The organism is Planctomycetota bacterium (genome assembly GCA_021414025.1).
In the GTDB taxonomy this organism is placed as follows: domain Bacteria; phylum Planctomycetota; class Phycisphaerae; order Phycisphaerales; family SM1A02; genus SYAC01.
On record JAIOPG010000007.1, the window covers coordinates 372,084 to 397,833 of the forward strand.

Sequence of the window (25,750 nt, forward strand, 5' to 3'; positions counted from 1 at the left end):
TCGGGCCGCGAGGGGCGAACCATGAACGCATCCGAACTCATCCGCAAGGTGCGCCGCATCCAGATTCGGACCAGCCGCATCACCAGCGAGGCCCTCTCGGGCAACTACCACTCCGCCTTCCGCGGCCGCGGCATCGAGTTCGAGAAGGTGCGCCCCTACATCGTCGGCGACGACATCCGCTCGATCGACTGGAACGTCAGCGCGCGGGTGGGCAGCCCGCACGTCAAGATCTTCCGCGAGGAGCGCGAGCTGCTGGTGATGCTGGCGGTCGACCTCTCCGCCAGCCAGGACTTCGGCACGCGGGGTTCGCTCAAGCGCGAGCTGGTCGCCGAGATCGCCGCCACCATCGCCTTCAGCGCCATCCGCAATGGAGACACCGTCGGCCTGATGGCCTTCACCGACCGCATCGAGCGTTTCGTCCCGCCGCGCAAGGGAACGCGCCACGTGCTGCGGATCGTGCGTGAACTGCTCGCCCTGGAGGCCAAGGGCAAGGGGACGCGGATCGCCGGCGCCATGGACGAGGTGCTGGGAATCGTGCGCAAGCGCAGCGTGCTTTTCGTCATCAGCGACTTCCAGGATTCGGGCTGGGAGCGCTCGATGGCCATTGCGCGGCAGCGCCACGACTGCATCCCGGTGGTGGTCTCCGACCGCAGCGAGCAGACCCTGCCCAAGGCGGGATTGATCGAGTTGGAGGATCCCGAGAGCGGCGAGCGCTTCCTGATCGATACCTCCGACCGCGGCGTGCGGGCGCGCTTCGCCAGTCTGGCCGCGGAGGAGCGCCTCAAGTTGCAGCAGACCTTCCGCCGTCTGAAGATGGACCCGGTCGAGGTCGAGACCGGCGGCGACTTCGTGCGGCCGCTCACCGAAGTTTTCCGTCGGCGCGAATCGCGGAGGTCCCGATGAGACTTCGCGGCGCCGCGATCCTGACGGCACTTTCGCTCGCCCTGGCGGCATGCCGAGGAAGCGATGAGTCGACCGCGGCCAAGCCCCGAAGCGTGGAGGCGACCGCGGCGGGCGCGACCATCCATGTCTCCACTCCGGACAGCGAGATCCGCGCCGGCGAACCGGTGAAGGTTGTGATTGCGGTGGATCGCGGCGCGGACCAGAGCGTGACGCTGCCCAACTATGCCAAGAAACTCGGCGAATTCGAGGTTCGCGCCAGCGATCCCCTGCCCCGGGATCCCGCCTTTCCCGACCGGGTCGCGGAGCAGCTGACGCTGGTCACCTTCGAAAGCGGCGAGCTCGAAGTGCCGCCCCTGGAAGTTTCGATCCGCGACGCCCAGGGCAAGGAGACTCCTCTCAAGAGTCCGGCGCTTCCCATCGCCGTGCAGTCGCGGCTGGTCGGCGAGTTCAATCCCACCACCTTCCGCGACATCAAGGGTGCGGTCGATGTTCCATTGGAGGCGCAGTGGCCCTGGATCGCCGGCGCGTTCGCGCTGGCGGCGATCTTCGCGATCGGGTTCTGGCGATGGTGGTTCCACAGGCCCGCCGCGCCGGTCGTGGTCGAGTCCCCGCATGAGCGAGCCCTGCGCGAATTGGACGAGCTCGCCGCGCGGCAGCTGCCGCAGCGCGGCATGGTGCTGGACTTCTATGTGCTGCTCTCGGACGCGGTGCGCCACTACGTGGAGGGCCGCTTCGGCATCCGCGCGCCGGAGCAGACCACCAAGGAATTCCTCGCCGTCGCCCGGCATCATCCGCATATCGGCGAAGATCATCAGCGCCTGCTCGCCTCGTTCCTGCGCGCCGCCGATCTGGTGAAGTACGCGGCGCAGCGGCCCGGTCCCGGCGAATGCGATCGCGGCCTCGACGCGGCGCGGGGATTCGTCAAGGAATCCGCACCCGCCCCGGTGAGCACAGCGAGCCCGGACTCGATCTCCGGCAGCGCAGCGCAGGGGGTCCGCACATGAGCCACTTCCAGTTGAACGAGGCGTGGATGCTGCTGCTCCTGCCGCTGGCGCTGGCGGCCTTCTGGCGCCTCTGGCGGCGCCGCAGCCAGCCTGCGATGACCTTCAGTGTCGTCGCCCGGGCGAAGGCTGCGGGAGCGGGTTACGCGGCCCGGTTGCGCTGGCTGCCCAGCGCCTTGCGGGCGCTGGTGCTCGGGCTGCTGGTGCTCTGCATCGCGCGTCCGGTGCGCATCAACGAGCAGACCTCCACGCTGACCGACGGCGTGGCCATCGAGCTGGTGGTCGACCGCTCCAGCTCGATGCTGGCCCTGGACTTCACGCGCAATGGCAAGCCCATTGACCGCCTCAACGCGCTGAAGGATGTCGTCGAGCGCTTCGTCGACGGCGGCGCCAACCTGCCCGGCCGCAAGGACGACCTGGTGGGCCTGGTCACCTTCGCGCGATTCGCCGACAGCATCAGCCCGCTCACCATGGACCACGAGTGGCTGCTCGCCGGACTCAAGGACATCAAGCCGGCGGATCCCGCGATCGGCGACGACGGCACGGCGATCGGCGACGCGGTGGCGCTGGGCGCGGAAAAACTGCGCGACGCCACCGAAGGCAAGAATCGCAATGGCGCCGCCCGCATCAAGAGCAAGGTGCTGGTGCTGCTGACCGACGGCGAGAACAACGCCGGCGACATCGAACCCATGACCGCGGCCGAACTCTGCAAGTCGCTGGGCATCCGCCTCTACACCATCGGCATGGGCACGCGCGGCATCGCGATGATGCCCGTCCAGACGCCCTTCGGAACGCAGATGGCAAGGCAGCCGGTGAGCATCGACGAGGGGCTGCTCACCAAGATGGCCACCGCGACGGGCGGACAGTATTTCCGCGCCACCGACACCAAGAGCCTGGAACAGATCTACCAGCGCATCGACGAGCTGGAAAAAACCGTCACCGAGCAGAAGCGGACCATCCTCGCCAAGGATCTCGCGGTCGAGGGCTTCCGGCTGGGCGGCATTTCGTGGCCCTCGCTGCTGACGCTGGCCATGCTCCTGCTGGCCGTCGAGCTCTTCCTCTCGCACACCCGGCTGAGGACCCTGCCATGAGGAGCGCATCATGAACAGCGGATCTTTCATCTTCGCACAGCCCTGGGCGCTGGCCTGGCTCTGGCTGGTCGCTGTGGTCGTGCTCGTGGCGTTCCTCGGCCTGCGCAAGCGCCGCGCGCTGCTGCTGCGCATCGCGTCGTGGCCGCTGGTGCAGCAGCTCATTCCGAACCTGAACCTGGCCCGCGGCTGGTTCCGCGCGGCTCTGGGCGTGCTGGGCATGGTCGCGGTCACGCTGGCCCTGATGGATCCGCGCTGGGGCATGCAGGTCGAGCAGATTCAGCAGCGCGGGCTCGACGTCGCATTCATCATCGACGTCAGCCGCTCCATGCTGGCGGCGGACGCAACGCCGAACCGACTCGAGCGGGCCAAGCAGTTCGCCATCGACGCGAGCGAGGTGCTGGGCGGCGACCGCGTCGCTCTGATTGATTGCGCCGGCGTCCCCTCGCTGCGGGTTCCGCTCACGCTCAATTACGCGGCCTTCCGTCAGGCGGTGACGGAGCTCGAGCCCAAGGGCGTCACTCGCGGAGGATCGCTGCTGGGCGACGCGATCCGTTTGGCGGCACGCAGTTTCCCGGCCGAGTCCAAGGGGGCCAGGGCGATCATCATCCTCAGTGACGGCGAGGACATGGAGAGCATGCCCGTCGATGCGGCGCGGCAGGCCTTCACGGAGAGCGGCATCCGCATCTTCACCGTGGGCATCGGCGATTCGCGCGACGGCGCCCGCATCCCCGTGGCGGAGAGCGGCAAGGCGACCCGCTGGCAGATGCACGATGGTCAGGAAGTCTGGACGAAAATGGATGAGACCACGATGCGCGAGATCGCCGCGGCCGGCGGCGGCGCCTTCATTCCCGCGGGCACCGCCCAGTTGGACATGGCGAAGGTCTACCAGGACAGCATCGGCAATCTGGAGCGCGTGGAGCAGGAGGAGACGGTGATCCGCCGCCAGACGCCGCGCTTCCAATGGTTCGCCGGCGCCGCGCTGCTGATCTTGTTGGTGGAGAGTCTGGTCACCGACACGCGCGGCAAGGGTCAATCAAGGGGGACGCCATCATGATGCTCCGCGGCAAACAATTGCACGCTTCGATCATGGCGCTGACAACGGCCTGCCTCACGCTCGCGGCGGCCGGCCCGGCGGCGCCCCAATCCAACGCCAAGCCGGCGCCCGGAACTTCCACGCAGGGTGCGCCTTCAAAAGTTGCTCCGACTCCAACGGCTCCGGTCGGATCGGCGCCAGGCACTGAGCCACAGGTTCGCATGCCCAAGGAGCTCGCGATGCCCGCCAACTCCAACACACTCGAGCCCGCCGAAGTTCCCGAGCGGGAGTGGAACGCTGCGGGCCGGACGTTTGACGCCGCTGCCTATCGCCGCGCGGTGAAAGGCGGCATGGCGGCGCTTCGCAACCAGGATTGGGCGGAGGCCGCGAGTCAATTCCAGGAATCGCTCAAGCTGAATCCGGATTCCAAGGAAGCCGCCTACAACCTCGGCATCGCCAAGTTCCGTCAGGGCGACTATGCCGGAGCCGAAGAGCTCTTCAAGAACGCGGCGCAGACGCACTCGGCCGATCTCGCCGCGAAGTCAATGTTCAACGAGGGCAATTCCATCTACGCCAACGCGGTGAAGAATCTCGCCCAGCCCAAGGCCACTTCTCCTGCGGCGCCCGCCGGAAAAGATGCGGCTTCTCCGCCCGACCTGCAAAAGGGAATCGAAAGCGTCCAGAAGGCCTTCACCCATTTCAAGGACGCCTCCGCCGCGAATCCCCAGGATGACGACAGTGCCGTCAACGCGGAGACGTCGCTGAAGCTGCTCAAGCAGCTCAAGGAGGAGCAGAAGAAGCAGCAACAGCAGCAGAAGCAGGACCAGAAGAAGGATCAGAAGCAGGACAAGGATCAGGAGCAGCAGCAGGATCAGCAGAATTCCGATTCCAAGGAGGACCAGCAGAAGCAGGATCAAAAGCAGGATCCGCAGAAAGATCAGCAGCAGAAGCCGCAGCAGCAACAGTCGCAGCCCGACGAATCAAAGGATCAACAACAGCAGCAGAATCAACAGAAGCCCGACCCGCAAAAGTCTGACCAGCAGAAGCAGGATCAGAAGGATCAGAGCTCTCCGCAAGACGATCAGAAGAAAGAAGAAGAGCAGCAGAAGAAGGAACAAGAGCAAAAGGACCAGCAGAAGAATCAACCGCAGGACCAACAGAAGCAAGATCAGCAGAAGCAGGATCAGCAACCCGACCCAAAGAAGCCGGATGAGCAAAAGCAGGATCAAACCCCGGCGGGACAGGAAGCCCAGGCCGGCGCCGATTCCAAGATGGCTCCGCAGCAGACCGCCCAGCTTCTGCAATTGGTCCGGGACAAGGAAAAGCAGCGCAACGCCGACAAAAAGGCTAAAGTGACCCGCACGAAAACGCCCCCCGCCGGAAAGGATTGGTAGTCGATCGACATGCGTCCCATGGCCCGTCATTGCATGCCCGCGCTTCTCCTGGCGATCTTCCTCTGCGCCAACGCCCTGGCGCAGGCGGTTGAGTTTCAGCTCCAGCAGGGCGAGCGCTGGGTGGACACGCCCATCACCATGCAGGTTGTGGTCGCCAACGCGGCCGATGACGCCGCTCCACCGGAGATCGCCCCGAGCCCGGATTTCACCAGCGCAGTCGTCGGGGCTCCGCAGCGGATGTGGCAGAGCATCAACGGGGTGCGCCGCACCTCCACCACATGGAGCGTGGAGATGACCCCCAGGCGAGCCGGCGTGCTGACGCTGCCTCAGGTCAAGGTGGTCTCGGGCGGCCGGCCCTACCTCAGCCCGCCGCAGAGCGTCTCCGTGTCCGCTTCGAACAGCGACGAAGTGCTCCGCGTCAAGGTGCGCAGCAATCCGGCGTCCCCCTACGTCGGCCAAGCCGCGAACCTGGTCCTGGAGATCGCCGTCCGCTCCTACGCCAACCGTGAGTACGACACCGTCTTCGGTGAGGGCAATATGTGGAGGCTGATTGACATTCAAAATTGCTCGTGGGGGGTGTTCGAGCCGCGGTTGCGCGAACTTGCCCAGAACAATCAGAGGCCATCCGGGAGCGAGGTGATCCGCGACGGCGCGAAATGGTGCATCTACGAGATCGTGAGCAACACCAATGCCGTGAAAAGCGGACCGCTCGACATCGGCGATGTGCGCGTTGAGTGGAAATATCCGACGGGCATGACGGTCGACCGCGACTTCTTCGGAACCCCGCAGCCGTCGCTCACCGGCATCCGGAAAGTCTCGGCAACCCCCGCCGCCTCGAATGTGATCGTCAAGGCGCTGCCCGAGGCGGGGCGTCCGGCCTCCTTCCGCGGCGCCGTTGGCTCCTTCGACCTGCAGGCCTCGGTCAAGCCGGAGAAGGCGGCCGTAGGCGATCCCATGACGCTCACGCTTTCGATCCAGAGCCTTTCCGACAACAGCGAGGAACTGCGCTCGCTCCAGCCCCCGCCACTGGACAGCCCGGCGCTGACGAAGGGCTTCCGTATGCCGACCGATCCGCTGGCGGGGACGATCCGCGGATCGACCAAGATCTTCACGCAGACGCTCCGCCCGCTCTCGGCCGACGTCAAGGAAATCCCGGCGATCGAGTTTTCCTATTTCGATCCCGCCACGTCGAAGTACCGCACGGCCTCGACCCGGCCGATTCCGATCCAGGTCAGCCCCTCGGAGCGCCTCTCCGCCGCGGCCCTGGAAGGCGTGGGCGCCGCCAAGCGGGACGCCGCAAAGAGCAGCTTGACCGAGGTGGATGGCGGACTCTTCGCCAACGCCGCACCGACGGCGGCGCTCCTGATGGACCAGCGGCTCGAGGTCGGCTGGGGCGCTGGAGTGATCTTCGCGGCCCCGCCCATCCTGGCCTTCGCCCTGCTGCTGGTCCGCAAGCGCATGCATGCTTCGAGGAACAACGCAGGTCTTGCCCGCTCGCGCGGCGCGGCGAAGAACGCGCGCCGCCAACTGGAGTCCGCCGGCGACGCCGCATCCATCGCGCGATCGATCCAGGCCTACATCGAGGCGCGGACCGGACGGCCGGAAGGAACGGTGACCCGAAGCGACGCCAAGGCGCTTGCCCGTGAAGCCGGCGCCACCGAAGCCTGCCTGCAGACGCTGGAATCCATTCTCGCTCTGGGCGAGCGGGCCTCCTTCGCGGCGCATCGCGGCGAAAGCCCGCAGGCCCTGCGCGAGCAGGCTGCCAAGCTCATCGCCGAACTGGACGCGCTCTCCTGGCGGCGCCGGACCGCCTCCTTCCTCGAGGAGATCCCGCTATGAGGCCGCTTCGTCGCATGGTCCCGTTCGCCGCAATGTGTGCGCTTGCACTTCTCGCCACGACCGCCCGTGGCGCTGATGCGCCGCTGAGCGCCGATCTGCTGGCCGCGCAGTCCGCCTACGACCAGGGCGTCGAGAAATCCAAGAGCGACCCCGAGGCGGCGCAGAAACTTTTCCTTCAGTCCGCGGACGGCTTCGAAAAGATCGCGCAGAGCGGCATCGCCAACGGGCCGCTGCTCTACAACTTGGGCAACGCCCAAGTGCAGGCGAAGCAGGTCGGGCGCGGCATCGGTTCCTATCTGCGGGCGCAGCGCATCATGCCCGGCGACACGCAGCTGCAATCCAACCTGGCCCACGCGCGCAGCCTGGTGAAGGATCGCTTCGACTCGGGCGGCGGCATCCTGATGGAGGATGTCTCGGCCTGGTGGCACCTGCTCTCCTTCAACGGACGCCTGGCACTGGCGGGCCTGCTCTGGACCGGCGCGTGGATCGGCGCGGCGCTGCTGTTCCTCCGCCCGACATCACTTCATCACGAATCGGCGCGGGCGGTCCTGCGGCGCGTCTGCTGGAGCTGCGGCATTGTCGGCGCCGTGCTCGGAGCGACGGTGGTGGCGGACGTGGCCGCGGCGAGGCTCTGGCCCCAGGGGGTCACGATCACCGACGGGGTCATGGTCCGCAAGGGAAATGGCGAGGGTTTCGAGCCGCAGTTCGCCGAGCCCCTCTCGCAAGGGGTCGAGTTCCGCGTGCTCGAGCAGCGGCCGGGCTGGCTGCTGATCCGCCTGGGCGACGGCAAGACCGGCTGGATCCCGGCGGCCCAATCCACGACAGCCTGAGCCTTGAACCAGGCCCTTTCCGCGGCCTCGGCTTCAGCAAAGAATTGATCGTTGACCGGATCCGTTTCGAGCGTCATACTCACGCCCCCCATTCATGCTGGAGAGGTGCCTGAGCGGTTGAAGGGGCCCGTCTCGAAAACGGGTAGTGGGCTTGCCTACTCGTGGGTTCGAATCCCACCCTCTCCGTTTGTCCGCGCCGCCGGGCGCGATTGCCGCAGGTCGAGCCTGCCGCTGACCGCGGTTTACTTCCGCTTGGCGGACGCGGGCTTGGGAAGATTGCTCGATTCCCAGTCAATGGTGATTTTGTCTTCCATGATCTCGGCCACGACCACTTCCAGGTCGCTGCGCCCGTTGCGGTCCACCAGCGGCCGGGCGCCCTCGATGATCTCCTTGAGTCGCTTCTGAATCAGGGCGGTCAGCTTGAAGCGGCCGCCGAATTTCTCCACAATCTCGTCGCTCAAAAGGGCTTCAATCATTTTCAGATCTCCAGGATGGGTCTCGGAATTCGCCGCTTGGGCGAGCCCGGCAGTATAACAAGGTTTCGATTCCGGGTCGACGCCTTCGCGTCCTCGGAACATCGTCCGCCGCGGGCGGGTCCGGCTGAGTCCGCTTCTTTCATCGCGGATACCCTTCGCGGATTCATGACGCGTCCCTCGCTCGCCAACCGACTTCGAATCCGCCTGGGCCTGGACCGGGAGTGGTGGCTGGTGGTGGTCGCCGCCGGATTGGGCGTGGCCATGGGAACGGCGGCGATCGGATTCATCCTGCCCATCCGCTGGCTGGAGCGCCTGCCGGAACATCTGGGGGAGGAATCCGCGGGGATGAGCCAGACGCTGCTGCTGATCGCCCCCTGCGCCGGCGCCCTTCTGACCGGGCTGGTGTTCTGGCTCTTTCCCACCAATTTCCGCGGGCACGGCGTGACCCGCGTGATGTTCGCGGTGAATCGCGAGCAATCCAACCTGCCCATGCGGCTGGGCATCCGACACTGGCTGGCGAGCACCTGCACCATCGGCTCCGGCGGCAGCGCCGGGCCCGAGGGCCCCATCGTCACCATCGGCGCCACCGTCGGCAGCAATATCTCGCGCTGGCTGCGCGGCGACGGCGCCAACGCCGCCACACTGCTGGGATGCGGTTCGGCAGCGGGACTCGCCGCCGTCTTCAACGCGCCGCTGGCGGCGATCTTCTTCACCATGGAGGTGATCCTGCGCGACTTCTCGCTGCGCACCTTCACGCCGATCGTGATCGCCAGCGTGGTCAGCGCCGCTACCGCGCAGATGTGGCTGGGCAGCTCGGAGCCGCTCTTCGGCGTCGGCATTGACTTCTTCGCGTCGAAGGCGGAGGGATTCGTCATCGGGCAGACGCCCTTCTATGTCGCGCTGGGACTGGCGACCGCGCTCATCGCCGTGGGATTCGTGCGGCTCTTTCCCATGAGCGAGAAAATTTTCTCGCGGATCCCCATGCCGCAGCCGCTGCGCCCGCTGCTCGGCGCGATGCTGCTGGGCCTGCTGGGTTTCGCCTGGGTCGGCCTCTTCAAGGGCGAGGCCGGCTACCCGCCCTTTTTCGGGGCCGGGTACGCGCCCACCCGGCAACTGCTCGATCGCTCCTTCTACGAAAGCGCGCTCGCCTCCACCAGCGCCGAGATGCTGCTGATCGCCGGAGCCATCGCCGCCTCGCTGATCCTGAAGATGATCGCCACCTGCCTGACGCTCGGATCCGGCGGCGCCGGCGGCCTCTTTGCCCCGAGCCTGCTGCTGGGCGCGATGACCGGCGGGGCCGCCGGCATGCTCCTGCACGCGGCGGGTTTCACCAGCGCCCCTCCGCCGACGCACCTGGCCCTGGTCGGCATGGCGGCGATGCTGGCCTCGACCACGCACGCCCCGCTCACCGGCGTCCTGCTGGTCTACGAACTCACCCGCAGCTACAGCATCATGCTGCCCCTGATGCTCACCGCGGTCATCGCCTCGCTGGCCAGCCGCGCGCTTTTTCCGGACAGCATCTACACCGCCGAGCTTTCCGCGCTGGGCATCCGGCTGGGCAGCATGAGCGACCTCACCGTGCTGCGCCGGCTGCACGTCTCCAATCTTCCCTACGACACCGCGGTGCCCGTCGCCGCGCAGGACATGCTCTCCAAGGTGCTCGCGATCAGCGCCGAGCAGGGCGTCGACGACTTCGTGGTCCTGCACGAGGATGGAACCTACCGCGGTATGGTGACCTCGATTGACCTGCGCCAGGCGCTGGTCAACCGCCAGGTGATCCCCCTGCTCAGCGTGGACGAAGTCACCCGCGACGACCTGCCGGTGGTCTACGAGGACGACACCCTGGACGTCGCGCTGGACCGCTTCAGCCGCCACGACGTGGAGCGGCTGGCCGTGCTCTCCCGCGCCGAGCCGCAGCGTGTGCGCGGGCTGATCTCCCGCGCCTCGCTGATGAGCCGCTACCAGCGCGAATTGGAGGCCTCCTGATGGCGGAGGGATCCCTGCGGTTTCCCTCGCGCATGCGGCTGCGCCTTGACCGGGACTTCCGGCGCGTCTACGCGGCGCGGCAGCGGATCGAACTGGGGTTCCTCTGCATCTACGCGCTGGGCAACGAGCTCGCCCATGCGCGCATCGGCGTAAGCCTGCCGCGCAAGGTGGGCACCGCGGTGCGCCGCAACCGCATCAAGCGCCTGTTGCGCGAGGCGTTCCGCCTGACCCAGGCAGACCTGCCGAAGCATCTCGACGCGGTGATCGTGGTCCGTCCCCACGAGCCGAAGACGCTGAAGGAATACAAGGACGCCCTGCATTCGGCTTTGCACACGCTGGACAAACGCGGCGAGTAGACGGAACGGGATCGGGCCCGGCACCTCCCCAGGGATGGCAGCGGGCGAGCCGCCGCAGCGCCAGCCAGGAGCCGCGCCGCGCCCCGTGGATTCGAAATGCCTCCATCGCATAGTGCGAGCAGGTGGGCTCAAAGCGGCACCGGCCGCCCAGCCATGGCGACAGGGCGACTTGATATCCGCGGACCAGGCCCATGCCGCACCGCGCGGCGAAGGAAGGTCGCGGCGTCGGTTCGTTCATGTCTCGCGCTGCACCGGGTTGCGGATGCGCCCCACGCCGGGAATCTCGACCTCGACGACGTCGCCATCCTTCAGAAAGATGGGCGGCTTCCGCGCGGCGCCGACGCCGGAGGGCGATCCCGTGAGGATCAGGGTGCCGGCGAGCAGGGTCGTGCCGTCGCTGAGCGTGGCGATGATCCGGGCGACCGAGTGGAACATGCCCGCGGTCGAGGCATCCTGCATCACTTCGCCGTTCACCCGGGTGATGATGCGCAGCTGCTGAGGATCGGCGATCCGCTCGGCCCGCGTCGGCTCCGAGAGCGGGCAGAAGGTGTCGAAGCTTTTTCCCCGGCAAAACTGGCCGCCCGAGCCCTGCTTCTGCCACCACCGGGCGCTGACGTCGTTGGCCGCCCGGTAGGCGCGGACCATGCTCAGGGCGTCGCCTTCCTTCACGTTGCGGCAGGTGGTGCCGATCTCGATCGCCAGCTCCCCCTCCCAGTCGACCTGGGGTCCGGGCTTTTCGCAGATGGCGGGGATGACGATCGCCTGTCCGTCGCCGATCACGCAGGCGGGATTTTTCATGAAGACGATCGGATTCGGATCCACGGCGCCGCCCATCTCCTGGGCGTGCTCGGCATAGTTGCGTCCGATGGCGAAGATCGCCGGGGGCAGGGTTCGTGCGGTCATTTGCGCTCGTTCTCCGATCGATTTTGCCGATCCATGCTTTCCTGGCGCACGCGGGCGGCCTCCGCCTGGAGGGCGCGGTAGGACTCCATCTCCGGCGGCTCCGGCAGCGCCGTGGCCAGCGTCATCGCCTCGCTCAGCGGGTTCTCCTTCAGTTCCATGGCAATCTGGTCCTTCACCGCGTCGTACATCATCCGCCGCTGCTCCTCGCTGGCCTTGTTGTAGATGGTCAATCGATCCAGCAGCGGCTGGTTGTTGTCGCGGACCAGCGCGATCAACACGTCCTCGACGCTGCGCTGGATGTCGCTGACGAGATCCGCCATGCGCTTTTCGCCGAATTTGTTGACGAAGTCGGTGTAGCGGTTGCCCTGGAAATAATCGGTCAGGTCCTTGGCGAATTTCAGGCTTTCGTCGAGAACCTTCCTGCGCCCCAGCAGCAGCCCCTCGCGGAAGCCGCGCTGCAGCACCGCGTAGACGTCGGTGCGGGCGACGTCGGGAACCATTTCGTACTCCCCGTAGGTGGCGTCGCGGACAAAATCCTCCAGCGACTTCTCATATTTGTTGCTGGGAATCAGGCCGCCGCGCCCGTAGAGCTTGTCCAGGTGGTCGAGGATCTCCTGGGCCCCCGCGTAGTCGCCCACGCGGAAGAGCTGGCGGATCGCCTGGGACATGAAGTTTTCGTGGAAGTCGCAGAAAGTGTCGCTGCCGGCGCCGCGGGTCTTGTAGTGCTTCTCGTACAGCGCCAGAAAATACTTCTCGATCGATTTGATCCAGCGGTTGTCCTGCAGCCGCGTGGGATTGTCGTTGGAAAAGGGATCGATGGCCATCAGGCCGGAGTGGTTCATCGCCTGCATCGCCTGGATCGTCATGCGGTCGTTGTTCATGACCTTGTAGGCGTCGTCCGGCGCGCCGTAGCGCAGCTCCCCCTGCTCGGCGCCGATGCGGCTCCAGTAGAAGGCGTGGGCCTGCGGGTGCCGCCAGTCCAGCGGGCCGAAGTCGCGGGTGTAGTCCGCCATCTTGGCGGGATCCATGTTGTAGTCGTCCAGCAGCACGCGCTTGCGCAGAAAAAGCAGCAGCGCATTGAGCGCCGCCTGCTGGTTGGGCTTGGAGAGCACGCGGTCGAAGGCGACGAAGATGGGATCGTTGGCCTTGAATTTCTTCTCCAGGCCCAGGATCTTGGCGTAGGGCGAGGACTTGACCGCCATCCACTTGCCCAGGTTGAGCAGGAACTCCTTGTCCAGCTTGAAACGGAATTGCTTGTCGAAGGGGGTGAACTCCGCGGTCAACTGGTCGACGAGGGCGCCGACCTCGGGATTCTTCTGCACCAGCTCCTCGACCGTGTCCGGCGCGGTGGCGACCGCGCGCATCCACTTCTCGCGGTCCTCCTGGGCATAGGGCGGCACGCCCAGGAGATATTGCCACTCCTTGGCGAACTCGCGCTTGTAGTAGAGGTGCGCGTCATCGGAGACGCCGTCGATCTTGTGGGCGAACCAGAAGGAAAGCTCCTTGTTCAGGCCGAGGTCGTTGGGGTTGTAGCGCAGCCCCTTGTTGCGCACCAGGTCGATGCCGGCGTTCACCCAGGACCAGCGCTCCTCGGGCGTGTTGGTCAGGACCGAGATGTTGTAGGCCATGTTATGGCCGTGGAAACCCCAGACCTCGGCGAAGCGCGGCTGCAGCTTGGTGATCAGGTCCGCGTCCGCCATCGCCTCGTAGAAGAGCCCCTGCTCCTTCTGCGCCTGCAGCTTGATCCAGAGATAGTCGGCGAGCACGCCGCGCAGCGCTCCGATGGCGGTGCCGATGGCGATGATCGGCGGAGCCCCCTCCACCGGATCGGCGGTGTAGCGCAGCCCCGCCTTGTTGGCCTGCTCGAGCAGGCTCGGAACGGCGTTGCCGCTCACCACCGCCCCCGCGGCGAAGATCAACAGGCAGATGCATTGGATGAGTCGGTCGCGCATGGATCAACCCTGCCCGCTGTAGATGGCCAGTTCTTTCCGCCGGAACGCCAGCCAACCGACGGCGAGCGTGCCGCCCGTCCAGAGCAGGCCGACGACGGCAACCGCCTGGGTCATCCGCTCCAGGCTGACGTTGCGCCCCTTCACCAGCAGATCGTTGGCGCTGGTCTGCCCGAAGGGGCGCAGCACAAACTCCACCACCGCGGCGATGGCCCGCACCACCAACTGCACGCCGCTCTCGATCGAGCCCGGGTCGGCAGCGGAAGTCCAGAACATTAGGCTCTGGGCCAGGAAGGGCGCCAGGCTGCCGCCCAGAAAAATCGAGAAGGACAGCAGGCACGCCACCGAGAAGCTGAGCGTGGTCGCGGAGCAGACCGCAAGCATGGCCAGGAAGGAGAGCTTCACCAGGTTCACGACCATGCCGCGCAGGTAGTTCGCCTCGAAGCCGCCCACGCGGTAGAGCGCCTCCAGGCTGTCCTCGTCCCAGTTGAAGGTGTACTCGCCGGGCAGGAAGCGGTTGTTCTTGGCGTCGAACTTCAGGTTGCGGATCTGCACCTTCAGGTTGCCGTCGTCGTCGATCACGCTGGAGGGCACCGAGAGGATGTGTCCCTGGGCCGGCACGAACATGCGGTCGACCCAGGAGCCGTCGGCGAACTCGAAAATAATCGGGTAGGAGGAGTGCGAATCGCTGCTGCCCGCGTGCATGAAGTAGCGCAGCGAGATCGTGCCGCCGAGTTTCTTGGCGGGCCCCAGCCCCTCGAAGACGAAAGTCTTGCTCTCGCCGGGATCGACCCGGCGCTGCGCCGACTGGAACTCCGCCTGCCGCTGCGTGGCGATCTCGCGGCGCACATCCTCGATGCGGCGCCGGCCGCTGTCCAGGTCGGCCTTGAGGATGGGGTCGGAGTCGATCATCGAGTTGACCACCGCCTCCAGCTTCTCGCGGTCGAGCCGTGCGTAGAACGGACGGGCCGTGTCGCGGGCCACCAGGACCTCGTCGCGCACTGCGACGCGGTCGTACTCGTCCATGGCGGGGCGCGTCCGCATCCACTGCACGAAGATGAGAATGCCAACGCCGCAGACCAGGAAGAGCACCGCGTTGAGTCCCACCAGCCCCGCCCACTTGCCGACCAGGTATTGGAAGCGGTCCAGCGGCTTGGTCATGAGCTGCCAGATCTGGCGGTCGCGAATCTCGAAGGCGACGGTGGCGCAGCCAAGGGTCAGCGTCATGCAGGCCGCACAGACGTAGGCGATGTCCAGGGCCCGCGACATGAAGGTCTGGATCTGGTAGCGCAGCGGGCTCGTGCCATCGATGAAGAGCGGCAGCAGCGGCAGCGCCACCAGCACGATGGCGATGAAGGCGACGCTGATGCGCAGGCGGATCGACTCGCGGACCAGGGTCTGGGCCACGGCGCACCAGCCCGTCCGTCCCCCCAGCAGCGCGATGAGCAGGCGGGTCAGCAGCGCGAAGGAGAGCAGCAGCGCGGCGATGCCCGCGGCAACGAAGGCCAGCGCGAAGGCGCCGCGCGAGACCGCCGGCACCACGATCGCGGCGGCCAGGCCCATGACGCAGAGATAGGGAAGGAAGAGCTCCAGCCAGAGCGCCAGCAGCGCCGAGATCAGCAGCAGGCCGGCGACCACCAGCGGCGAGGTCGGCCGCTCGACCAGGAAGACCGGCGACCAGGTGGGAAACTGCGGGGCGAGCAGCACGTCCGAGACCAGTGAAGGATCAAGGATCTTCCCCTGCCGGTCGAACAATTCCCCGCCCATCGAGCGCAGGCGGCTGCTTTCGAACTTGCCCTGGGTGGTCTCCACTTCGCCGCGCTCGACCAGGGCGACGCTGACGGGATCGCGCTCCGCCAGGTTGGCGCCGCGCACGACCGACTCGATGGCGTCGCGCTGGGTTTGCAATCGGAAGCTGGCCGCGAAGAAGGGCGACATGAGCGCCAGCACCGCGAGGAACGCGAGCGCCGAGGCGACGGCCTTGACGCGCGTGCTCTCGAAGCGGTGGTTCCATCGCCACCATCGCTCCCGAAAGGGCTGCGTCAAGGGGATGGGCTCCCGCCGGACTTCGGATCGTCGCCCAGGAGGCCTTCGAGCATGCTTCGATCAACATCCTTGGCGGGCTTGGCCGGCGGCGGCATCCGCGGCTTGTCCGCCGGCGCACTGCCTTCCTTGGCGAGCTCCGCCAGCAGCTCCGATGCCGGCGCCGTTTCCCTGGGCTTCGCCGCGGGCACCACGCGGGCGGGCGCGGGCGCCGGCTCGCTGGCCAGCTGCTCGACCAGCTCGCCACCCTCGCTCGCGTCGGCGGAGAGGAATGCCGCGGTCTTGCCGCCGTGCAGGGCGCCGCTGTTGGAGACCTGCTCGGCCTTGGCCTGGGCCACGATTTTCATGAAGAGGTCCTCAAGCTTCTGCCGCGGAGCGTGGGTGTTCTCGATGCCGGCCCCCTCGGCGTCCTGCAGCAGCCGCTCGATCTTCGAGAGCGTCTCCGGCCGGAGCCGCTGCGTCTGAATGACGGTGTGATCGGTGTCCTCCAGCAGCTCGTCGCCGCTGCCGCTGGCGCGGATCTTTCCACCGTAGAGCACGGCCATGCGATCGCAGACATCCTCAACATCCGCCAGCAGATGGCTGGAGAGCAGAATGGTCTTGCCGCGCCGGCCCAGCTCAAGCAGCAGATCCTTCACCTGCCGCGTGCCGATCGGGTCGAGGCCGCTGGTGGGCTCGTCCAGAATCAGGAAATCCGGATCGTTCACCAGGGCCTGCGCCAGTCCCAGACGCCGCGCCATGCCTTTGGAGAATTCGCCGACCCGCCGCCGGCCCACCTGGTTCAGGCCGACCATCTCCAGCAGTTCCTCGCAGCGCCGCCGCCGCGTCCGCCGCTCCAGGCCGAACAATTTTCCGTAGTAGTCCAGCGTCTCCATCGGATTGAGGAAGCGGTAGAGGTAGCTCTCCTCGGGCAGGTAGCCGATGCGCGACTTCACCTTGACGTCGTCCGGGGCGTGGCCGAGCACGGTGAGACGGCCGTGGGTCGGGCGCAGCAGGCCCAGAATCATCTTGATGGTGGTGCTCTTGCCACTGCCGTTGGGGCCCAGCAATCCAAAGATCTCGTGCTGGCGGATGTCGAAGTCGATGCCGTCCACCGCGACGGCCTTGGCTCGCATCCAGAAGTCGGAGAAGACCTTGGTCAGGCCCACCGCCTGCACAGCCAGATCCGGGCTCGACTGCGAGGAGCGCGCCATCACTTGTTCTCCCGGCCGAATCCCTGCGTGCCCTTGTCGTTGAGCCGCCGCCCCGCCGCGTCGAGCACGGTCTGCTTGACGCCCAGCTCCCAGCTTGGGCGCAGCGCTTCCAGCGCCTGTGCGGCCCTCTTGCGCCGGGCCATGTCGGCGTTGCGCCGCACCTGCATGACCTCCGGGCTCGAGGCGATGCTGATCTGGCTCTGCCCCACACCCGGCGGCATGGAGAAGACCTCGACCTCGCTCTGGGTCAGCACGCTGCGCAGGCCGTCGAGCCAGAGCTGCCGCGCGAGTTGGCGCGGATTCTGCTCCCACGTGTCGCGCAGGCCCTCGATGCGGCGAACCTCCTTGCCCAAGCTGGAGGTGATCGCGCTCTGGTAGCTCTTGGCGCGGTTCACGATCGAGCTCGCGGCGCCGCCGATGTCCTTCTTCTCCAGGCGCTCGCCGATCTCGCGCAGCAGCTGGTCGGCCTTGGCCAGCTCGCCCGAGGAGAGCATCGCCTCGTAGCCGTCGATCAAACCAAGGATCTGCTCATAGTTGGGGCCCGCCGCCGAGAGCAGGCTGGCGGTGGCGTCCTGGCGGGCGCGGTCGACGACGGTCTTGGCGTCCTCCTTGCCGGTCTGCACGCGGCGCAGCACGCCGCGCACCACGAACGGGGCGCTGCGCTCCGGCAGGGTCACCTTCTGCAGCCGGATGCCGCTGGACATGCCGTCGAGGACGCGCTGCGCCTCGGCCTGCACCAACGCGGCGGGCTGCTCGCGCTGATCCACCAGCTCGCTCAGCGGCATGCGCGCGATCGCGGTGGTCACGCCGCAGGAGAGCGCCACGCGGACGATGGCGTCGCCCTTCTCCAGGTCGACCGCCTGCAGGAAGCGGACGGGATCCTCGACGACGTATTCCGCAACCACCTGGACGTGGGCCAGGTCGCCGTCGCCGGTGATCACCGTGCCGTCAAAGCCCGGCTTCAGCGGCGCGTTGGGATCGGCGCCGTCGATCATCTGCTCAGTGGTGGGGTTCTTCGCCGACATGCGCGGCCAGAACTCATTGCGGAGCTCCACCACGCGCTTGGTCTCGAAGACGGTGATGTCACCGACCGGATAGGGCCAGAAGGGATTCAGCCCCGGGTTCAGGGCCTCCTGCCCGGGCTCGCCGGAGATGCGCCCGAAGATGGTGCGCACGCCGCTCATGCCCTCCTGCACGGTCTGGAATCCGCTGAAGAGGAAGGTGATGATCAATCCGACGATGGCCACCTGCAGCAACCGGTAGGAGAGCCGCAGCGCCTCGCCAAGGCTCTGGTTCGCCGGATCCATCGCCTGGCGCATGGCGACTTCGGCGGCGACCGGCGCCGCGACCTCGAACTTGGCGCTGGCGCCGCGGCGCGGCGCCTCGGCGTCGTCCGATCCATCCTGCGGAAGCTGGTCGTCGGGTCCGGCCATTTACTTGTTTCCCGCCGGGTTCGACTGACCCCACGAGGACTTCTGCGCGGGTTGCGGAATGCCCTTGGCGTCGACGGGCGAGTCGAGGTCCATCATGTGGAAGGGCGCCTTGTTCATGTCGGTGACGAAGGTGGTGCTGCCCGAGAGGCTGGCGCGAAGCGTGTCGAGCCAGGCGAGGAAGATGGCCAGGTCCGCCTCCTTCTTCATCTGCTCGTAGTAGCGCGTCGCCTCGGTGTTGCCGACCGCCTCGATCTCGGCGGCCCACTGCTCGGCGAAGTTGCGAATGGTGTCGGCCTGGCTCGCGGCCATGCTCTTGATGGCGTCGGCCTCGGCCTGCCCGCGGCTCTCCTCGAGATTTGCCAGCGTTTCCTGCACCGCGCTCATGCGCTTCACCACCGCGATGGTGGTCTTGGGCGGCAGCACGACCTGGCTCAGACCCACGGTGACCGGCTCGACGCCGACCATCGGATTGCGCTTGATGTCCGCCAGCAGCGAAGTCTCCGCGTCCGGCAGCCGGCTGTTGGAGCCGATCAGATCGGCGAAGGAGAACTGGCCGACCGAGCCGCGGATGCTGGCGTTGAGCCGGGTCTCCAGCTCCTTGCTCGCCGCGTCCAGGTTGCCGTAGCCGGAGTAGAAGGCCAGCGGCGCCTCCCCCTTGGGATCGACGCGCCAGAGCAGGAAGGCCTTCACCACCACCTGCTGCCCATCCTTGGTCAGCACCGTCTCCATGTTGCTTTCGGAAAGCTGCAGCCGCGTGTCCAGCTTGGCGACCTGGTCGATGAAGAAGGGCGCCTTGAAGTGGAGCCCCGCCTCGCGCACGATGCCTGCGGGCTTGCCGAAGCGCGTCGCCACCGCGACCTCGTGGTAGTTCACCGTGTAGGTGGTGTTGAAGAGGGTCAGGACCAGAAGGATGAAGGCGCCGGCGGCGATGGGGAGGGTCTTTGACATGATGATCGTTCCTGCTTACTTGTCCGATTTCTTCTCGACGTAGTCGGCCAGGTTGAACCCGACTTCGGGCTGCTGCATCTGGATGTCCACGCGGATGCGGTTGGGGTCGATGCCCAGGACGTATTTCTGACGGACGTTGGAGAGGCTCTGCGAGAGCGTCTCCATCAGCTTGCGCTGCATGAAAAGCTCGGGGGCCATGTGGTAGGCGCCGGCCTGGCCCAGGACCTGGCTCGCGGTCTTGCGAGCGTCCAGATGCAGCTCCCAGCGCCGCGCCCGCGAGCGCTTGATCTGGGTGGCGATCTGCCCGCGCGTCGAGACCAGAATGTTCTCCACCACCAGGCGAGCCGCCTTGGTCTCCTCGGCGCCCTCCCCCTTCTCGCGCAGCACCGCGCGCCACGCCTCGATCGCCTCCACCGCCTGCGACGCCAGCCGCGCGTCGCCCAGCAGCGTGGCCATGGTGGTGTTCACGATGCGCTGCGCCTCCTCCTTCACCTTGCGCGCGTTCTGCGTGTCCATCGAGAGCTCCTCGTACATCGCGGCGGACTCCCCCGGCGGGCGCAGGGCCGGGATCTGCACGCTCACGACCTCGACGCCGGTGCCCTCGCGGTCAAAGGTCTGCTGGATGCGCTCGCGCAGCGCCGTGGCCAGGGCCGCCCCGCTGGGGCTGAGCACCTCGTCCAAGGGGCGCGTGGAAAGATATTGGCAGACGTCGCGGCGGGACATCTCTCGCAGGATGACCTCGCGCATCTCGAAGCCGGCGCGGCGCACCTTGGTGTCGCTGGCGAAGTTGAGCCAGGCCAGCAGACCGTCCGGCTTGATCCGCCAGATCAGGACCAGGTCCGCGTCCACCAGGGCGAAGCGGTCGCTGATGCCGCGGGTGGCGGAGTCGCCGGGCTCGGCAGGGTTCGCGGCGGGAAGCGGCTCCAAAACCGTCGCCGCCTCGCTGCCCGCGCCCAGATCGCGCTGCACCTCGACGGCCAGCTTCGGTGCCGCGACCAGGTAGGCGTCGCGGTGCGTCTCGGCATCGGCCTCGGTGGTGGCTCCCCAGAGATTCACCTTGCCCACCTTCATGTTGCTGGTCTGCAGCGGGAGCGCGTGCACCTGGGCGATGTCGACGACCTCGGCGGTCTCGAAGGGCCAGGGCAGTTTCCACATCAGCTCGCCCTGGTGGACCCGTCCGGCGATCGATCCGCCGCGCAGCCGCACCGCCTGCTCGCCCGGACCCACCACCACGATGCAGCTCAGGGCGAAGAGCGCCACGAGCCCGATGGCCGCCAGCGCGCCGCTGCTGCGCAGCAGCAGCTTGTAGCCCCAGCTCGAGGTGATGTCGAAGCCGAACTGGTAGTTGACCGCTTCGTTGATGCCGCGGACCAGATTGTCCGGCGCCGCCAGCAGCCCGAGCACGCGGCTGTCGAAGGCGGGGCGCGGCACCTCGTTGGCGCGGCGCGGCCGGTAGAGGTTGAGCGTCCAGTTCAGGAAGATCTCGACCGCCAGCGCCACCTGGAAGCCCGCGATGCCCAGCGCCATCCACTCGATGACCGCGGGGCGCTGGAAGACGTGGAAGACGATTCCAACCGCGATGGCCAGCGTGACCAGCGCGCTGCTGACCATGAAGCCGGCTCCGCCGCGCAGGTTCTGCCAGGCGGGCTGCTTGGACATGCCCGCCACGAAGCGCGCGAAGATGAAGGCCACCAGGGCCAATCCGATGCAGACTGCCAGTTGCCAGCCCAGTGAGCCGCCGACCGCGAAAGCGATGCCGTCGGGTCCCGGATCCTGCATCTCGCGCAGGCGGGTCCAGTTCCACATGCCCAGCCCCAGCAGGAGCAGCGCGACCGCCAGGCTCACGATCGGCATCAGCCATCGGTGCATCTGGCCGAGCCGCCGAGCCGCGGCCTCCTGGTCGAGTGCCGAGCGCTCGAAGATGGTCTCGCCGCGCGAATGGGCCAGTTCCTCGCGCTCCAGCGACTCCAGGCGCTCCAGGTTGTGCTGGTGGAAGACGACGGCCAGGGCCGCCCAGACGGGCAGGCCGCACAGCACCATGGACGAGGCGACGACCAGCGTGGTGTCGCCGGCCAGACGCCCGAAAATCAGCAGCGCAACACCGGTCGCGAACTGGAGCGCGAACCCGAGGATCGAGACGCGGCAGGCTTGCTGGTAGGAAAAGTGATCGATTCTCATGGTGCCAACTTGGGTTTGCAAATAGTATCGCAGACGGACGCGGAGCGGGCGAATCGGCGTTACGAACCGAGGTGATCCGGGTTCTCGCCCGCGTTACTCTTGGCGAACCATTTTCCCTCCCCCCCGAAGGAACCCGCATGGCATGGATTGAGAAACTCCTCGCGCTCGCCCGGAACACGCTGCTGGAATGCATCCGCCAGCCGGTCACGCTGGTCGCCTCGATCATCGGGTTTCTGCTGATCCTGCTCTCCATCCCCTTCAGCGCCTTCACCATGGAGGACGACCAGCGGATGTTCATCGACATCGGCCTCTCCACCATCTTCATCTGCGGCGTCGTGCTCTCCGCGTTCCTGGCCACCGGGGTGGTGAGCCGGGAGATCGAGAACAAGACGGTGCTGACGGTGGTGAGCAAGCCGGTGCCGCGGCCCATTTTCGTGCTCGGCAAATACCTGGGCGTGGCCGCGGTCCTGATGCTGGTCACGCTCTGGCTGGGGCTGATCTTCATGCTGACCGAACTGCACGGCACCATGCCCACGGTCGCCACCCCCTACCACCAGCCGGTGCTCACCTTCGGCGTGGCCGCGGTCCTGCTGATGTTCGCCGCGGGAATCTGGTGCAATTTCCTTTACGACTGGAACTTTGGATCGACGATCATCGCCCTGGGCCTGCCGCTGCTGCTGCTGGCCTACGGGGTCAGCCTGATCTTCAAGCCGAATTGGGCCACCGCGGACATCGCCGCCACGTTCAAGCCGAACCTGTGGAAGGCGATCGGCATGCTGATGATGGCGGAGCTGGTGCTGGGCGCGGTCGCCGTCGCCGTGAGCACGCGGCTGGGGCAGGTGCTGACCCTCGCGACGGTGCTGGCGACCTTCCTGACCGGGCTCCTGAGCGACTGGCTCTTCGCGCGCAAACTGCAGCAGCTCTCCGACCTGATGTCGAAGCTGCCGCCGGCGGACCAGTCCTGGCATGACGCGGTGCACCTGGAGTGGGGTCTCTACAAGGCGCTGCAGTCGGTGATCCCGAATTTTCAGATCTTCTGGCTCACCGACGCGCTGACTCAAAAGAAGCCGATCGGCCTGGAGTACATCGCGACGGCCGTGCCCTACGGCGTGATCCTGATCGCGATGGCGCTGGCCATGGGAACCTTCCTCTTCCAACGCCGCGAAGTCGGCTGAGTCAATTGCAATCTGCGGAATTCAGGCTGGCCAGGTCGCAGTTTCCTCGCGCCGGCGCTTGGAGAGCAACAGGGCGCCGATGACGATGGGCGGCACGAACGCAAAGATTCCGATGCAGCCGAGCTGGGCGATGAAGATCCCCTTGAACATTTCGGGCGTCATCTGCGGGGCGGGCTGGGGGCTCTTCTCCATTTCCTTCATGTAGTTCCGCTTGATCAACTCCGTCATCTCCTCGCGCCCGCCGATTTCAACCGCCATCCACGCCACTCCCAGGACCAGGGAGAAAAGCACCCAGAGCTTGGTCAGCATGAATCCGCGGCGCTGACGCTTGCGGAGCAGCCAGCCGGCAGCCAGGCCCAGGGCCGTTCCCACGGCGCCCAGAATGGTGAGCATCCGGATCGCCGCGATCATCCAGTCGGGCAGACCGAGGTACGTTTCGGTGGAGAGCGACTTGCCGGCGGTGAAACCATAAATCTCGAAACACACGCCCAGGCCGCACCAGGCCAGAAGGATCCAGCCGATCACGGCCGGCCACTTGGAGGCGGCGGGAGGAAGATAGGGATCGTCGACTTCGGAGAAGTTTTGCGTCATGCGCGGGATCATATCAATTCGGATCCGCGTCCACGGCGACAACTGCGGAAAGTGCTGAGGCCCGAAGGGGTCTCAGTTTTTTTTGCGCATCTCGGTCAGCTTCTGCTGATAGTCCTTCTTCAGGCGCTGGAACGCCTCCTTCACAATCGGCGCCTTGACCTTGGCCTTCTGGAAGCCGGCGAAGAGATCCTCGTATTTCTGGGCCTCTTCCGGAATCAGCGGGCCGCCGCCCTCGTAGCCCATGGCCACGGGCTCGCACTTCTCCCAGATCCGCTGCATCTCGTCGAGCAGCTTGATCCGGTTGGCAATCTGCACCGACTCGCCCTGGCTGGCGCCCTTGATCTGCCACTCGGTCAGCAATTTGGACGCGGCCTTCTTGGAGTCGGTCACAGTCTTCGCCCACGAGTCCCCGACTTTCTTGCCCTCGGTGTTGATCACGTAGGAGTTCGGCTTGAGCTGCATGATCTTGAAGAGCTCCTCCTCGGTGTCGGCGGTGCCCTGCGAGAATCCGCAGTCCAGGGCCACGTCCTCGGTGAAGGTGAGGTTGTCCTTGTCATCGCTGAGCATGACTTCACCGCTGGCGTTGTCGAAGAAGGTGACCTTGCCGGTCTTGGGATCCTTGGTGTAGCTCACGACCAGCGGTGAATAGACCATGCAGCGTCCCACCTGCCGGTTGCGACCCGCGCCCTCGGAAACCTCGCCGACGCGCTCGATCCACGCCTCCAGCTCCTTGCCCTGGGCGCTCTTGTCGCCGGAGAACATGGTGATCGATCCCAGCGATCCGGTCTTCATGAAATAGATTTCGCGGCAGTGCATCGCGGTGTAGGCCGCGCCGGAGATGGCTTCCTCGATCCAGGCCACCACGCGGTGCTTGTCGCGCATGCGGGTCAGTGTCTCGGCGATCTCGTCGCCCTCGGTCACCAGGCCGCCGCCGGAGTTGATCCGGATGATGATGATCTGACCGGGGCCGTACTTGTCGGCCTCCTTCTCGATCTTCTCCATCTCATTGTGGCGCAGGCCCACGCCCACCATGCCGCCCAGCGGAAGGATGAAGACCTGGCGCCGCGTGTCGGTCTCGCCGACGCCGGGCTTGGCCGGGTCGTTCTTGGCGCTCTTCGCGGCCGTGTCCGAGGATTTCTGCGCGGGAGGCGCCGGAGTCTTGCCGGGCTGGACGCCGGCCGGAGTCGCGGGGGCCGCGGGCTTGGTCTGCGCGACCGCGGAGGTCGAGAGTGCGGCGAAGGCCACCACGAGGGAGAAGAACGATTTCATGGGTCGAATTCCTTGTTCAAGAAACATTCGGGTCATCGCCGCAGGCCGCCGCTGCCGCCGCTGGTGTTGGACTTGCCCTTTTCCTTCAACTCGAGGATCAAGGTGTCCACCTTGTTCATGTCCACACCGCGCTCCAACTTCCAGCGGAACTCAACCGCGGGATACTTCTTCATCGTGTCGCGGACCTTCTCCAGCGACTGCCGCGCGGAGTTGATCTTCTTGGGGTCCTGCTGGTTCTTTTCATACTCGCCGAAGGACTCGATGGATTTGGTGTAGGCCTTGCGCCACTCGGCAATGTAGTCGCTGACGATCTTCACGCCGTCCTGGTTGCTCTTGCCAAGGGAATCATCCCATTCGCGGTAGCCCAGCAGGAACATGAGGTCTTCAACGCTGTCGGCGATGCCGTCGCAGAGCCCCAGGTCTTCGGCGGTTTTGGCATCGAAGTTGGCAACGGCCTTCTCGTCGCCGTCGACCAAGAAGGTGCCTTTGGTGTCGTCGCGCCAGATAAGGTTGCGTCCGTCCCACGAGACGCTTAGCGTCTTCTCGGGGCGCATCATGGCCAGGCCGAGTTCGGGGGGATAGCCGCCACGGCGCAGGAATCCGTTGGCGATGCCGGTCCAGGCCGCCAGGAACTTGCGCACCACCTCGTGGTCGGGATGCCGCACGAACTCCATCACGCGGGCCATCCCCCACAACCGCGCGTTGCTGGACATATAGAGGTCGGGCCAGGCCAGGGCCAGCGCCGTGCTGAAGCCCACGGAGTCCTTCACCCACATCACCTGCGGAATGCCGCCCAGGTCGTCCTTGAGCAGGCTGACCATCTTGCGGGCGTCTTCGAAATCCATGCGGCCGCGCTCGGCGCGGTCGTCATCCTGCAGGTAGTCGCGACGGTTGACGTCGGCGCTTTCCAGTTGAAAGATGATCAGGTCCGGCTTCTTCTCCTTCACGTCCTTGGCGACCTTCTCATAGATGCTCAGGCGGATGTCGGTGCCGATCTGCCCATTGCCGTTGAGGCCCATGGGGATCACGTAAATTTTCGGCGCCTTGGAGGGATCCTTCTGGTTGATCTGGAGGGGGGACGGGGCGTCCGCCGCGAAGGCGCTGACCGCCGCCAGAATCATTCCGATGAGAATCGCTTGGTGCTTCATGATCCCCGAGT

The 25,750-nt window shown here is 66.4% G+C and carries 21 protein-coding genes and 1 tRNA gene; 10 read left to right on the forward strand and 12 right to left on the reverse strand.

The window, feature by feature from the left end:
• Positions 1-21: 21 nt before the first annotated feature.
• From K8R92_10725 to K8R92_10760, 8 genes are all read left to right on the forward strand, one after another.
• A complete protein-coding gene (locus K8R92_10725; protein MCE9620361.1) occupies positions 22-903 on the forward strand; it encodes a DUF58 domain-containing protein in 882 nt (293 codons plus the stop codon).
• Entirely contained in the window at positions 900-1,907 is a 1,008-nt protein-coding gene (locus K8R92_10730) for a hypothetical protein (GenBank protein ID MCE9620362.1), read from the forward strand. The genes K8R92_10725 and K8R92_10730 overlap by 4 nt, the downstream gene beginning before the upstream one ends.
• The gene (locus tag K8R92_10735) at positions 1,904-2,995 is read left to right on the forward strand and encodes a VWA domain-containing protein (protein ID MCE9620363.1); all 1,092 of its coding nucleotides are present in this window, start codon (positions 1,904-1,906) and stop codon (positions 2,993-2,995) included. The genes K8R92_10730 and K8R92_10735 overlap by 4 nt, the downstream gene beginning before the upstream one ends.
• A gap of 10 nt (positions 2,996-3,005) precedes the next feature.
• A complete protein-coding gene (locus K8R92_10740) occupies positions 3,006-4,049 on the forward strand; it encodes a VWA domain-containing protein (protein ID MCE9620364.1) in 1,044 nt (347 codons plus the stop codon).
• 32 nt (positions 4,050-4,081) lie between these two features.
• A complete protein-coding gene (locus K8R92_10745; GenBank protein ID MCE9620365.1) occupies positions 4,082-5,422 on the forward strand; it encodes a tetratricopeptide repeat protein in 1,341 nt (446 codons plus the stop codon).
• A gap of 33 nt (positions 5,423-5,455) precedes the next feature.
• Entirely contained in the window at positions 5,456-7,261 is a 1,806-nt protein-coding gene (locus K8R92_10750; GenBank protein ID MCE9620366.1) for a BatD family protein, read from the forward strand.
• Positions 7,258-8,091, forward strand: a complete 834-nt coding sequence (locus K8R92_10755) for an SH3 domain-containing protein (protein MCE9620367.1) — start codon at positions 7,258-7,260, stop codon at positions 8,089-8,091. The genes K8R92_10750 and K8R92_10755 overlap by 4 nt, the downstream gene beginning before the upstream one ends.
• A 99-nt stretch (positions 8,092-8,190) precedes the next feature.
• Positions 8,191-8,277, forward strand: a tRNA-Ser gene (locus K8R92_10760).
• A gap of 56 nt (positions 8,278-8,333) precedes the next feature.
• Here K8R92_10760 and K8R92_10765 read toward each other — a convergent pair.
• Positions 8,334-8,567: a DNA-directed RNA polymerase subunit omega gene (locus K8R92_10765; GenBank protein ID MCE9620368.1), complete on the reverse strand. Its 234-nt coding sequence runs from the start codon at positions 8,565-8,567 to the stop codon at positions 8,334-8,336.
• Between the two features lie 165 nt (positions 8,568-8,732).
• Between K8R92_10765 and K8R92_10770 the strand changes: the two genes are divergently transcribed.
• Entirely contained in the window at positions 8,733-10,553 is a 1,821-nt protein-coding gene (locus tag K8R92_10770; GenBank protein ID MCE9620369.1) for a chloride channel protein, read from the forward strand.
• Between the two features lie 195 nt (positions 10,554-10,748).
• On the opposite strand, the gene yidD is transcribed toward K8R92_10770, so the two are convergent.
• From yidD to K8R92_10810, 8 genes are read right to left on the reverse strand one after another with little or no spacing between them, the layout of a single operon-like run.
• Positions 10,749-11,102 carry a membrane protein insertion efficiency factor YidD gene (gene yidD / locus K8R92_10775; protein MCE9620370.1) on the reverse strand — a complete coding sequence of 118 codons (354 nt, stop codon included), beginning with the start codon at positions 11,100-11,102 and terminating at the stop codon, positions 10,749-10,751.
• A 41-nt stretch (positions 11,103-11,143) separates the two neighbouring features.
• On the reverse strand, positions 11,144-11,812 hold the full coding sequence (locus tag K8R92_10780; protein MCE9620371.1) for a fumarylacetoacetate hydrolase family protein: 669 nt from the start codon (positions 11,810-11,812) through the stop codon (positions 11,144-11,146).
• Positions 11,809-13,764: a hypothetical protein gene (locus K8R92_10785; protein MCE9620372.1), complete on the reverse strand. Its 1,956-nt coding sequence runs from the start codon at positions 13,762-13,764 to the stop codon at positions 11,809-11,811. Before K8R92_10785 ends, K8R92_10780 begins: the two co-directional genes overlap by 4 nt.
• 3 nt (positions 13,765-13,767) lie before the next feature.
• The gene (locus tag K8R92_10790; protein MCE9620373.1) at positions 13,768-15,807 is read right to left on the reverse strand and encodes a hypothetical protein; all 2,040 of its coding nucleotides are present in this window, start codon (positions 15,805-15,807) and stop codon (positions 13,768-13,770) included.
• Complete coding sequence (locus tag K8R92_10795; protein ID MCE9620374.1) at positions 15,804-16,997, reverse strand: ATP-binding cassette domain-containing protein; 1,194 nt, start codon at positions 16,995-16,997, stop codon at positions 15,804-15,806. The genes K8R92_10790 and K8R92_10795 overlap by 4 nt, the downstream gene beginning before the upstream one ends.
• Positions 16,997-18,430: a hypothetical protein gene (locus K8R92_10800; protein MCE9620375.1), complete on the reverse strand. Its 1,434-nt coding sequence runs from the start codon at positions 18,428-18,430 to the stop codon at positions 16,997-16,999. The genes K8R92_10795 and K8R92_10800 overlap by 1 nt, the downstream gene beginning before the upstream one ends.
• The gene (locus K8R92_10805; GenBank protein MCE9620376.1) at positions 18,431-19,378 is read right to left on the reverse strand and encodes a hypothetical protein; all 948 of its coding nucleotides are present in this window, start codon (positions 19,376-19,378) and stop codon (positions 18,431-18,433) included.
• Between the two features lie 15 nt (positions 19,379-19,393).
• The gene (locus tag K8R92_10810) at positions 19,394-21,556 is read right to left on the reverse strand and encodes a hypothetical protein (GenBank protein ID MCE9620377.1); all 2,163 of its coding nucleotides are present in this window, start codon (positions 21,554-21,556) and stop codon (positions 19,394-19,396) included.
• Between the two features lie 137 nt (positions 21,557-21,693).
• Between K8R92_10810 and K8R92_10815 the strand changes: the two genes are divergently transcribed.
• The gene (locus K8R92_10815) at positions 21,694-22,731 is read left to right on the forward strand and encodes an ABC transporter permease (protein ID MCE9620378.1); all 1,038 of its coding nucleotides are present in this window, start codon (positions 21,694-21,696) and stop codon (positions 22,729-22,731) included.
• A 21-nt stretch (positions 22,732-22,752) separates the two neighbouring features.
• Here K8R92_10815 and K8R92_10820 read toward each other — a convergent pair whose 3' ends face one another.
• From K8R92_10820 to K8R92_10830, 3 genes are all read right to left on the reverse strand, one after another.
• Complete coding sequence (locus K8R92_10820) at positions 22,753-23,322, reverse strand: hypothetical protein (protein MCE9620379.1); 570 nt, start codon at positions 23,320-23,322, stop codon at positions 22,753-22,755.
• Positions 23,323-23,394: 72 nt separating this feature from the next.
• On the reverse strand, positions 23,395-24,591 hold the full coding sequence (locus tag K8R92_10825) for a hypothetical protein (GenBank protein MCE9620380.1): 1,197 nt from the start codon (positions 24,589-24,591) through the stop codon (positions 23,395-23,397).
• A 32-nt stretch (positions 24,592-24,623) separates the two neighbouring features.
• The gene (locus K8R92_10830; protein MCE9620381.1) at positions 24,624-25,739 is read right to left on the reverse strand and encodes a hypothetical protein; all 1,116 of its coding nucleotides are present in this window, start codon (positions 25,737-25,739) and stop codon (positions 24,624-24,626) included.
• Between the last annotated feature and the right edge of the window lie 11 nt (positions 25,740-25,750).

Excerpts from the sequence above, each read along its gene's own strand:
- K8R92_10725 (MCE9620361.1), top strand. The coding sequence starts at position 22 with ATGAACGCATCCGAACTCATCCGCAAGGTGCGCCGCATCCAGATTCGG.
- K8R92_10730 (MCE9620362.1), top strand. The coding sequence starts at position 900 with ATGAGACTTCGCGGCGCCGCGATCCTGACGGCACTTTCGCTCGCCCTG.
- K8R92_10735 (MCE9620363.1), top strand. The coding sequence starts at position 1,904 with ATGAGCCACTTCCAGTTGAACGAGGCGTGGATGCTGCTGCTCCTGCCG.
- K8R92_10740 (MCE9620364.1), top strand. The coding sequence starts at position 3,006 with ATGAACAGCGGATCTTTCATCTTCGCACAGCCCTGGGCGCTGGCCTGG.
- K8R92_10745 (MCE9620365.1), top strand. The coding sequence starts at position 4,082 with ATGGCGCTGACAACGGCCTGCCTCACGCTCGCGGCGGCCGGCCCGGCG.
- K8R92_10750 (MCE9620366.1), top strand. The coding sequence starts at position 5,456 with ATGCCCGCGCTTCTCCTGGCGATCTTCCTCTGCGCCAACGCCCTGGCG.
- K8R92_10755 (MCE9620367.1), top strand. The coding sequence starts at position 7,258 with ATGAGGCCGCTTCGTCGCATGGTCCCGTTCGCCGCAATGTGTGCGCTT.
- K8R92_10765 (MCE9620368.1), bottom strand. The coding sequence starts at position 8,567 with ATGATTGAAGCCCTTTTGAGCGACGAGATTGTGGAGAAATTCGGCGGC.
- K8R92_10770 (MCE9620369.1), top strand. The coding sequence starts at position 8,733 with ATGACGCGTCCCTCGCTCGCCAACCGACTTCGAATCCGCCTGGGCCTG.
- yidD (MCE9620370.1), bottom strand. The coding sequence starts at position 11,102 with ATGGGCCTGGTCCGCGGATATCAAGTCGCCCTGTCGCCATGGCTGGGC.
- K8R92_10780 (MCE9620371.1), bottom strand. The coding sequence starts at position 11,812 with ATGACCGCACGAACCCTGCCCCCGGCGATCTTCGCCATCGGACGCAAC.
- K8R92_10785 (MCE9620372.1), bottom strand. The coding sequence starts at position 13,764 with ATGCGCGACCGACTCATCCAATGCATCTGCCTGTTGATCTTCGCCGCG.
- K8R92_10795 (MCE9620374.1), bottom strand. The coding sequence starts at position 16,997 with ATGGCGCGCTCCTCGCAGTCGAGCCCGGATCTGGCTGTGCAGGCGGTG.
- K8R92_10800 (MCE9620375.1), bottom strand. The coding sequence starts at position 18,430 with ATGGCCGGACCCGACGACCAGCTTCCGCAGGATGGATCGGACGACGCC.
- K8R92_10805 (MCE9620376.1), bottom strand. The coding sequence starts at position 19,378 with ATGTCAAAGACCCTCCCCATCGCCGCCGGCGCCTTCATCCTTCTGGTC.
- K8R92_10810 (MCE9620377.1), bottom strand. The coding sequence starts at position 21,556 with ATGAGAATCGATCACTTTTCCTACCAGCAAGCCTGCCGCGTCTCGATC.
- K8R92_10815 (MCE9620378.1), top strand. The coding sequence starts at position 21,694 with ATGGCATGGATTGAGAAACTCCTCGCGCTCGCCCGGAACACGCTGCTG.
- K8R92_10820 (MCE9620379.1), bottom strand. The coding sequence starts at position 23,322 with ATGACGCAAAACTTCTCCGAAGTCGACGATCCCTATCTTCCTCCCGCC.
- K8R92_10825 (MCE9620380.1), bottom strand. The coding sequence starts at position 24,591 with ATGAAATCGTTCTTCTCCCTCGTGGTGGCCTTCGCCGCACTCTCGACC.
- K8R92_10830 (MCE9620381.1), bottom strand. The coding sequence starts at position 25,739 with ATGAAGCACCAAGCGATTCTCATCGGAATGATTCTGGCGGCGGTCAGC.